The sequence below is a fragment of the Muricoccus harenae genome (assembly GCF_009848505.1).
Taxonomy (GTDB): Bacteria; Pseudomonadota; Alphaproteobacteria; order Acetobacterales; family Acetobacteraceae; genus Roseomonas; species Roseomonas harenae.
Window position 1 is genome coordinate 133,673 of the sequence record NZ_WWDL01000010.1, and the last position, 9,194, is coordinate 142,866.

The window sequence follows — 9,194 nt, forward strand, 5'->3', positions numbered from 1 at the left end:
CCTCGTGCAGGCATCCGGCGACACCGACCAGGCCTTTGGCCTGGTCTCACCGTGGTCGGCACGGCGACCATGCAGGCCTTCCTCGCCCGCTTCGCCCGGTATGATGGCGCTGGAACTCCCACGACCGGATTTGGCCGATGAACGAACCCGCTATTGCGGGATTGGTCCTGTTTGCCCTGACGCGCTGCCAGGTCGACAGACGCATATGAATTGAGCGGGCCCAGGCCCGAGCCGACGCTGGAAGCTCCCCGATCCCGAGGAGCTCCCCATGACCCATCTCCCTCCCACAACCTCCGGCAGCCTGCGTGAGCGCTTTGTCGCTGACATGGCCATGCGCGGGTTCACCGATAAGACCCGCAAGGATTACCTCCGCACCGTCGCGGGCTTTGCCGCTTTCCTGGAGCGCTCGCCCGGCACGGCGACGGCCGAGGACATTCGCCGGTTCCAGATCCTCCAGTCCGAGCAGGGCATGAATGCGCCTGCCATGAACAGCACCGTGGCGGCCCTGCGCTTCTTCTTCAATCACACGCTCGACCGGCCGGACCTGGCCCGCAAGCTGATCCGGCTCCGCTACCCGCGCAAGCTCCCGGTCGTGCTCAGCCCCGACGAGGCCGCGCGCCTGATCGCGGCCACGACCTGCCTCAAGCACCGCGCCGCGCTCTCGGTGGCCTATGGTGCCGGCCTGCGCGTGGCCGAGGTGGCGTCGCTCAAGGTGAGCGACATCGACAGCCAACGCATGCTGATCGTCGTCGAGCGCGGCAAGGGAGGCCGGGGCCGCCACGCTCTGCTCTCGCCGGGCCTGCTCGCCCTGCTCCGGTCCTGGTGGCAGGAGGGCCGGCGAGAGGGCGTCATGCGGCCCGGCGGCTGGCTGTTCCCCGGCCAGGACCTGGCCAGGCCCATCACCACCCGCCAGCTCGGCCGCGTGGTCGAGGCGGCGGCGGTCGCGGCGGAGTTGGCCAAGCACGTCAGCCCGCACACGCTGCGGCACAGCTTTGCCACCCACCTGCTCGAGGACGGCGTCGACATCCGCGTCATCCAGGCCCTGCTCGGCCATGCCAAGCTGGACAACACCGCCCTCTACACCCGCGTCGCGACGAGGACGGTCCGCACCGTCACCAGCCCGCTCGACAGGATCATGGCCCGCACCGAGCCCGGTGAAACCGTTGGAGCCGGAGCCAGTCCCGGCGGCTGACCGCCTTGCGCGCCCCGCTCGAGATCGCCGACATCCTCCGCCGACACGGTCCCGCCTTTCGGGCCGCCCATGCCGGCCATCTCAGCCTCGGCCAGCTCAAGGTCATGGCGGCCATCGAGGCCTGCCGCACCGCCGCCCTCGGCGGCCACGTCGAGGGCTGCCAGGATTGCGGCCATCGCCGGATCGCCTACAACAGCTGCCGCAACCGGCACTGCCCGAAATGCCAGGGTGCCGCCGCAAGCGAGTGGCTGGCCGCCCGAGAGGCCGACCTGCTGCCGGTCGGCTATTTCCACGTCGTGTTCAGCCTGCCCGCCGAGGTCGCCGACATCGCGGCCCAGAACAAGGCAGCGGTCTACGGCCTGCTGTTCCGCACGGCCTCCGAGACAGTGCTCACCATCGCCGCCGACCCGCGCCACCTCGGCGCCCGCATCGGCATCACCGCCGTGCTGCACAGCTGGGGCTCGGCGCTGACCCACCACCCCCACCTCCACATGATCGTGCCCGGCGGCGGCCTCTCGCCCGATGGCCGGCGCTGGGTCTCGTCCCGGCCCGCGTTCCTGCTGCCCGTGCGCGTGCTCGGCAAGCTGTTCCGCCGCCTGTTCCTGACCCGGCTGGTCGGGCTGTTCGACGCAGGCCGGCTGCGGTTCTCCGGCACCCAGGCCGGCCTCGCCGAACGGCCGGCATTCCTGCGCCACCTGGCGCCAACCCGCAAAAAGCCCTGGATCGTCTACGCCAAGCCGCCGTTCGCGGGCCCCGCGGCCGTGCTCGCCTACCTGTCGCGCTACACCCACCGTGTGGCCATCTCCAACCGCCGGCTGCTCGCGCTCGACGAGCACGGGGTGACCTTCCAGTACAAGGACTACCGCCGTAAGGGCACCGAGCGGCACCAGGTCATGACGCTCCGGACTGACGAGTTCATCCGCCGGTTCCTGTTGCACGTTCTGCCACGGGGCTTTCACCGCATCCGCCACTACGGCCTGCTCGCCAGCGGTGGTCGTCGCGACAATCTTGCCCGGGCCCGCGAACTCCTCGCGGTACCGCCACGACCGCCTGAGCCAGACGAGGAGGCCGAGCCCACGGATCATCGGCCGCCCTGTCCTTGCTGTGGCGGCCGCATGCTCATCCTCGAGACCTTCGAGCGCACCGCCCAGCCACGCGCGCCGCCACGGCCCGCATGCTCATCCGGACGAGGTTCGCCGTGACCCGGCACGGCCTGCTCAACTCCAGGATCCCAGCCCTGCCGCGATCGGCGGTGAACCTCGACCACCACCCACCAGAAGGGCCTCTACATGCGCGTCGCGGCGGTGATCCTGCGTCAGAACCCGGCGCGAAACACAATATCGGCCACCGACATCGCCGCCACAGCCTGCCCATCACCCCCGCGCAGCTGACCTGCCCAGCCCCGGCCATCCGCTAAACCCCCATACCGAGCGCTACCGGGCCGCCGGTTCGTTCCTCGGCGACTTTCGGACGCCTGCGGCATCCGAAACCCTTCACGAAAGCCGCCGGACTGCTTTCGGGTCCTACTCGCGACCGTCGCTGCCAGTCATCCGGGCGGTGGCTTTGCACCGAATTCGCGCGCCAGCGCCGCCCAGCGGGCCCGGTGCTGAGCCAGTTCACGCGCGAACTCGGCCGGCGTTGAGCCACGCGGCATCATGCCGGCGGCGCGGAACCGCTCCGCCACCGCGGGGTCGCCCAGTATGTCGCGAACCTGCGCAGATAGCTCCTCGCGTGCCGCCTCGGGCATGCCGCGCCAGCCGAAAAGGCCTTGCAGGCCCTCCATGAGAAACTCTGGCATTCCCGCCTCCGCCGAGGTGGGCAGGTCGGGCAGCGTCGCCACCCGCTCTGGGCCGGTGAGAACGAGCAGGCGCGCGCGCCCGTCACGCGCCAATGGCAGGACTGCGGCCATGGGCGTCAGCGCCGCCTGGATGCGTCCGGCAGCCAGGTCGACCAGCGCCGGCGGCGTGCCACGGTAGGACACGTAAGCCATGTCGATCCCGCCCGGTCCGGCATCGCGCAAGAAGGCACGGAAGGCGAGGTAGGGTGCGCCTGGCGAGGCGAACCAGTTCAAGGCGGCCGGTCGGCCCCGCGCGTGCTCGACAAACTCGGCCAGCGTGCGAACTGGCAGCGTCGGCGAGACCGAGAGGACGAAGAAGTCGGCCGCACCGGTGGAGATCGGCACCAGGTCGGCCTCCGGGTCGAAGGGAAGACGCCCCTCGTGCAGGAGCGGCGAGACGGTCACTGCCGCGACGAAGCTGTAGAAGAGGGCTTCGCCGGGGCGAGCTTGGACAAAAGCCTCGGCTCCAATCACGCCGTCGGCACCGGCCCTGTTCTCCACCGCAAGCGGATGGCCGCGGCGGCGCGCCAGCCCCTCGGCCAGCAGGCGGCCGCCAAGATCAGGGGCGGCGCCCGGGGGCACCGGCACGACCATGCGTGTGGGCCGGAATGCCGGAGCGGAGGGGGCCACTGACAACGGCTGCGCATCCGCGGGGCGGTCGACGACGACCGCTACCGCCGTGCCGGCGCTTAGCCCGAGGCTGGCCCTACGGGTTAGGGGGAGTCCGGACATGGCGCTTCATCTCCCGGGGGCGGGTGTCGTCGGCCCGGAGACACCGTAACATACCCATTCTGAGGCGCGTTCGATAATGCTGCCGCGAGGTGGTTTCCGAAGCTGAGCCTAGGTACCTCTTGTCATATGTTATCCACTAGGCTGTATCGCCGCCGTACCCATCTCGGAAATCTACGGGCGAGTACCAATGTCCGGTTCCGGGATGACATCCGCAGCCGCTTGATGACCAACATGGGCGCAAAGCAGAATGGCAGCTTCCGCGAAGTCGACCGAGCTGTGCGGACATCCGATCCGGGGCCTTCGAGCCCGATGTGGCTGCGACGGGCTCGGGACGGCGCCGCCGCCCCGAGCTGCTCAGGGCTGAACCCTGGTCGGATGATCAGATCTCGGTGGCCTCGGACAGGGTCAGGACATCCTCGGCATCGACACCCAGGTACCGCACCGTACTCTCAAGCTTCGTTTGGCCGAGCAGGATCTGCACGGCCTGCAAGTTGCCGGTTCGCTTGTGGATGAGGGCGACCTTGGTCCGGCGCGGGCTGTGGGTGCCATAGGCTGACCGGCCAAGCCCGATCGCCTCGACCCATTCGCCAACGAGGCTCGCATAATGGCGGGTGCTGAGGTGCTGGCCCGTCCTGGGTCGGCTCGGGAAGACATAGTCATTGAGCGTGCCGACACGGAGTTCCAGCCAGGAGCTGAAAGAACGCCTTGAACACGCCGGTGCGGCCGAGCGCTCGACGACCCAGCGCCTGGGCAGGGGCACGAAGCCGCGCTTGGCTTCGGGCAGTCTGACGACTTCCAAGGTGATGCCGTGGGCGGCTGCGGTCTGGGAAGGCCGCTCGCCGGTATAGCCCTGATCGACATAGGCGAGGTCCACGCTCTCGCCGGTTGCGTCCTGCACTGCCTCGGCCAGAGTGGAGACGGCGTCGCGGTCGTTGGTGTTGGCGGGCGTGACATGGAGCGCCAGCAGGTGACCGAGCGTGTCGACGGCCAGGTGCAGCTTGGAGCCCCGGACGCGCTTGTGCCCGTCCCGCGCGGCATGCCGCCACTCTCGGGCGTGGAGCGGAGCGTGCGGCTGTCGAGCACGGCAGCAGACGGCTCCTCGGTGCGGCCTTGGGCCAGGCACAGCATGGCGCGCAGGTTGTGCACCAGCATCTCAAAGCAGCCTGCTCTGAGCCAGCGCTGGGCCTGGTCATAGACCGCGTGCCAGGGCGGCAGATCATTGGCTATTGCCCGCCAAGCCACGCCGTAGCGGATCTCGCCATCATGCTTGGGCTCGTGGGGCAGACGGGCGCCGCCGCCCGGTGAGCGCCCTTGCGCCCGGCCGGGCTTAGCGTGGGCGCGAGGAAATGGCGGAAGGTCGAGATGTCCTACGTCGAAGAGCGGCGGTCCGAGTTCGAGTTCTTTTTGAGCAGGCGATGCGCCGCGAGAGCCAGGCGTCGTTGACCCAGATTAACGCGCCCTAGCGAAAATTCCTGCTCGGAGGCAGCTTTGTCGGTGGCTGGCGCCTGCTGCCAGGCTCAGGCCGCCGGACCTCGTCGGCACGACCCCGGATGCGCTCGGCCCACTCGCCACCCTGGTCGGCCAGCGAGAGGTTATCGAGGAGGTCCGAGCGGTCCTCCAGCTTTTCGACGATCACATGGTTCACCGGAACCTCGACGTGCTCCTCAAGCCGCTCGACGCGTCCGTCGGCCACGATGAGGCGGGCACCGACTAGCGCGCGCCGGTTCGCCTCGGCCACTTTGGCGAAGATGACGAGGTTGCCAACGCCGTGCTCGTCCTCGACAGTCATGAAGATCACGCCCTTGGAACTGCCCGGGCGCTGACGCATCAGCACGATGCCCGGCAACCGAATCCTTGCGCCATGGCGCAGGGTGGTCAGGCTCCGCGTGTCATCCAGGCCCAGCCGGTCGAGCACGGGCCGAAGCAGCGCCAGCGGGTGACGTCCTAAGGTCAGGCCGGTCGAGCGGTAGTCCTCGACGACATGCTCCCCCTCGCGCTGCTGCGGCAAGGTCACCTCAGGCTCCGCCATCAGGGGCGTCTCCGTCATGGCCGCCTCAGCCGTATCCCGCGCCACGGCAAACAGCGGCAGGCTCTGCGGCCCGGTCGCCGCCACCCCGGCGTCCCATGACGCCCGCCTGCGGCTGATGCCGGTCGAGCGGAAGGCGTTGGCCGCCGCCAGCGCCTCCAGCGTGCGGCGCCCGATCTGCGCCCGCATCGCGGCGTCCTCCACGCTGGCGAAGGGCGCCCCGTTCCTGAAGCGCCGAGCCTGGAGCAGGAGCTTGGCCTCCTCCTCCCGGAGCCCACTGACCAGCCGCAGCCCAAGCCGGATGGCGAGGCCGCCGCGGCTGGCGGCCTCGGGCTCCAGGCTGCTGTCCCAGTCCGACCGGTTCACGTCCACCTCATGCACGATGACCCCGTGGTCGCGCGCGTCACGCACCAGTTGAGCGGGCGCATAGAAGCCCATTGGCTGCGAGTTCAGCAACGCGCAGGTGAAGACCGCCGGGTGGTGGCACTTCACCCAGGCACTCGAGTAGACGAGCTGCGCGAAGGAGGCGGCGTGGCTCTCGGGAAAGCCGTAGGAGCCGAAGCCCTCGATCTGGGCGAAGACCTGCTCGGCGAACTCCTTCTGGTACCCGCGCCGGACCATGCCTGCGACGAGGCGCTCCCGGTAGGCCGCCACGCCGCCGGTGACCTTGAAGGTTGCCATGGCGCGGCGGAGCTGGTCAGCCTCGTCAGGCGTGAACTTGGCTGCGACGATAGCGATTCGCATGACCTGCTCCTGGAAGAGCGGCACGCCCAGGGTCTTGCCCAACACCCGCTCCAGCTCGTCGGCAGGCCCGTGCTCCGGAGAGGGCGACGGGAAGGTGACCGGCTCCTTGCCCGCCTTCCGGCGCAGGTAGGGATGCACCATGTCACCGGCGATCGGGCCAGGGCGGACGATCGCGACCTCCACAACCAAGTCGTAGAACTTCTCGGGCCTGAGGCGGGGCAGCATGTTCATCTGTGCCCGGCTCTCGACCTGGAAGACTCCCACGCTGTCCGCCCGCCGAAGCATGGCGTAGGTCGCCGGGCACTCGCGCGGCAGGGTGGCCAGGTCATGGTCCGGCCCTCCATGGCGGCGCAGCAGGTCGAAACACCGTCGGAGGCAAGTCAGCATCCCGAGGGCGAGCACGTCGACCTTGAGGATGCCGAGCGCGTCGATGTCGTCCTTGTCCCACTCCAGCACAGTCCGGCCGTCCATGGCGGCGTTGCCGACCACCGCCAGCTCGATCAGCGGACCCCGGGTGATGACGAAGCCACCGACATGGGTCGCCGTGTGGCGGGGGAAGTCCTGGATTTCCTGGGCGAGCTCCATGGTCATGGCGAGACGCGGATCGCAGAGGTCCAGCCCCTCGCTCGCGGCCAACTCGGCCGTGTCCTTGTCCGAGCCCGGCCCCCAGCTCGCCTTGGCGAGGCGGCCGGTGATGTCCTCGGACAGGCCCATGGCCTTGCCCACCTCGCGGATAGCCGACCGGCCGCGGTAGCGGATAACGGTGCCGCAGATGGCGGCGCGATCCCGGCCGTAGCGCTCATAGATGTGCTGGATGACCTCCTCGCGCCGCTCGTGCTCGAAATCGATGTCGATGTCGGGCGGCTCGCCGCGGGAGGCGGAGACGAAGCGCTCAAAGAGGAGGTCGTGCTTGCCGGGGTCGACGGCCGTCACGCCGAGGACGTAGCAGACCGCCGAGTTGGCGGCAGAGCCGCGTCCCTGGCAGAGGATTCCCTGCTCCCTTGCGAAGCGGACGATCTCGTGGACGGTCAGGAAGTAGGGCGCGTAGCCGAGCTGATCGATGAGCCGAAGCTCGTGCTCCACGCGGCCAGAAATCTCCTCAGGCACGATGGTCCAACGCTCCGCCAGGGCTTGGTCCACCCGCGCACGAAGGGTCTCCATGGCCGTCCGGCCGGGCTCCAGCACCTCGTCCGGGTACTCGTAGCGGAGCTGGTCAAGGTTGAAGCCGCGGGCGGCCTCGAGGACCCGCAGCGTGTTGGCAATGGCATCCGGGTGTCGGGCGAAGCGGGCGCTGACCTCTTCAAGGGACTTGGGGCGGCGCTCGGCGTTCGGCTCGGCGTCGAAGCCGATCTCGTCCACGGTCCGGCCGGTGCGGACGGCGGTCAGCACGTCGGCGAGCCGTCGGCGCCCGGCGACGTGGTAGCGGACGTCACCGGTTGCGAGCAGCCAACCACCGGCGCTGCGGGCGATGTCGGCGAGCACATCGAGCCGACGGAGGTCGCCGCCGCCGAGCGTGCTGGAACCCGCCACCATCAGAGGCAGCGCCAAGCGGCGCAGGTCGACGGCGTCGCGCCGGACGCGGACGGCAAATTCCTTGTCAACATGAGCCGGTGGGACGGCGGCTATGGCCCAGCCCTCGGCAGCCTCGATCAAGGCGCCGCGGCCGAGTCGGACGTCATCCTTGGGCGAAGTCAGTCGTCCCCGGGACAGGAGCGCGGTCAGGCGCCCGTAGGAGGTCCGGCAGGTCGGCCAGACCAAGTACTCGGCCCCGTCCTCCAGGGAGAGACGGCAGCCCACCACGAAGGGGATGCCCGCCTCCTTCGCGGCCACATGCCCGCGGACGACCCCGGCCAGGGTGTTGGTGTCGCAGAGGCCAATGCCCGCATACTCCAGGACCTTAGCGGTCACGACCAGCTCGGACGGGTGCGACGCCCCGTCCAGGAAGCTGAAGTTCGACTTGGCTCCGAGCTCCGCGAAAGGTTGCGGCGGGGGTTCCGCCGGCCGGTCAGGCCCTGACCGGCTGATCAGGGCCGCCATCAGGTGCTGTGGGGCGGACGCGGGGGCTTCTTGACCACCATCAGGTTCGCGCGCTCGAGCTGCGCGGTGAGCTGATCGGCGAGGACGGCTGCCGCGACCTCCCAGGCGGCGCCGCGGCGTGGGCGGCCACGCTCATCGTGGCGCAGGCCATAGGCCAGAACGCGGGCGACCTCCTCCTCCGAGGCGGGAACCAGGGGCGGCGCCGAGGGCTCATCCGCCATGGCGCGTCTCCTCTCCGGCGGGGAAGAGGTCCGGGAGCTCCAACTGCCGCTCATCCCGGAGCGGCGTGTCATCGGGTTCGGTGAGCGCGGACGAGCCAGCCGCCCGGGCCGAAGAGAGTCGGGCGTCACTCGGGAGTCTGGTGGGGTCTTGGGGCGATTCGCGCATGCGGCGAAGCTGTCGGACTGACGCGAACGAATCAGGAACAATCCAATGGCTAATTCGATGTCGTTCCTGTCCGAACCCGCGCTTGGGGTCCTAGGGTCTGTGACCGGACTCCGCGATGCGTAGGTTGATCATCGTGGCGGCGAGGTGGGCGAAGCCCATCCAGCTGCGGCGGGTCTTGTCGCGCCGGAGAGCAATGCGAGCCCAATCTTTGAGGCTGGAGAAGAGGTTCTCGACCTGGT

Annotated in this window: 6 protein-coding genes; 2 read left to right on the forward strand and 4 right to left on the reverse strand. The window is 69.5% G+C overall.

What is annotated here, in order from left to right:
- Positions 1–268: 268 nt before the first annotated feature.
- Complete coding sequence (locus GSE44_RS09765; protein WP_159348599.1) at positions 269–1,192, forward strand: tyrosine-type recombinase/integrase; 924 nt, start codon at positions 269–271, stop codon at positions 1,190–1,192.
- 5 nt (positions 1,193–1,197) lie between these two features.
- Complete coding sequence (locus GSE44_RS09770; RefSeq protein ID WP_159348600.1) at positions 1,198–2,394, forward strand: IS91 family transposase; 1,197 nt, start codon at positions 1,198–1,200, stop codon at positions 2,392–2,394.
- Positions 2,395–2,738: 344 nt separating this feature from the next.
- Here the strand turns inward: GSE44_RS09770 and GSE44_RS09775 are convergent, their stop codons facing one another.
- The 4 genes from GSE44_RS09775 to GSE44_RS09790 all read right to left on the reverse strand — a co-directional run bounded on the left by GSE44_RS09775 (position 2,739) and on the right by GSE44_RS09790 (position 8,789).
- The gene (locus GSE44_RS09775) at positions 2,739–3,761 is read right to left on the reverse strand and encodes a Bug family tripartite tricarboxylate transporter substrate binding protein (protein WP_159348601.1); all 1,023 of its coding nucleotides are present in this window, start codon (positions 3,759–3,761) and stop codon (positions 2,739–2,741) included.
- A gap of 379 nt (positions 3,762–4,140) precedes the next feature.
- Complete coding sequence (locus tag GSE44_RS26465; protein ID WP_408015100.1) at positions 4,141–4,884, reverse strand: transposase; 744 nt, start codon at positions 4,882–4,884, stop codon at positions 4,141–4,143.
- A gap of 336 nt (positions 4,885–5,220) precedes the next feature.
- Entirely contained in the window at positions 5,221–8,568 is a 3,348-nt protein-coding gene (locus GSE44_RS09785) for an error-prone DNA polymerase (protein ID WP_159348602.1), read from the reverse strand.
- Positions 8,568–8,789, reverse strand: coding sequence for a hypothetical protein (locus GSE44_RS09790; protein ID WP_159348603.1), 222 nt, complete (start codon positions 8,787–8,789; stop codon positions 8,568–8,570). Before GSE44_RS09790 ends, GSE44_RS09785 begins: the two co-directional genes overlap by 1 nt.
- Between the last annotated feature and the right edge of the window lie 405 nt (positions 8,790–9,194).

Excerpts from the sequence above, each read along its gene's own strand:
- GSE44_RS09765 (WP_159348599.1), top strand. The coding sequence starts at position 269 with ATGACCCATCTCCCTCCCACAACCTCCGGCAGCCTGCGTGAGCGCTTT.
- GSE44_RS09775 (WP_159348601.1), bottom strand. The coding sequence starts at position 3,761 with ATGTCCGGACTCCCCCTAACCCGTAGGGCCAGCCTCGGGCTAAGCGCC.
- GSE44_RS09785 (WP_159348602.1), bottom strand. The coding sequence starts at position 8,568 with ATGGCGGCCCTGATCAGCCGGTCAGGGCCTGACCGGCCGGCGGAACCC.
- GSE44_RS09790 (WP_159348603.1), bottom strand. The coding sequence starts at position 8,789 with ATGGCGGATGAGCCCTCGGCGCCGCCCCTGGTTCCCGCCTCGGAGGAG.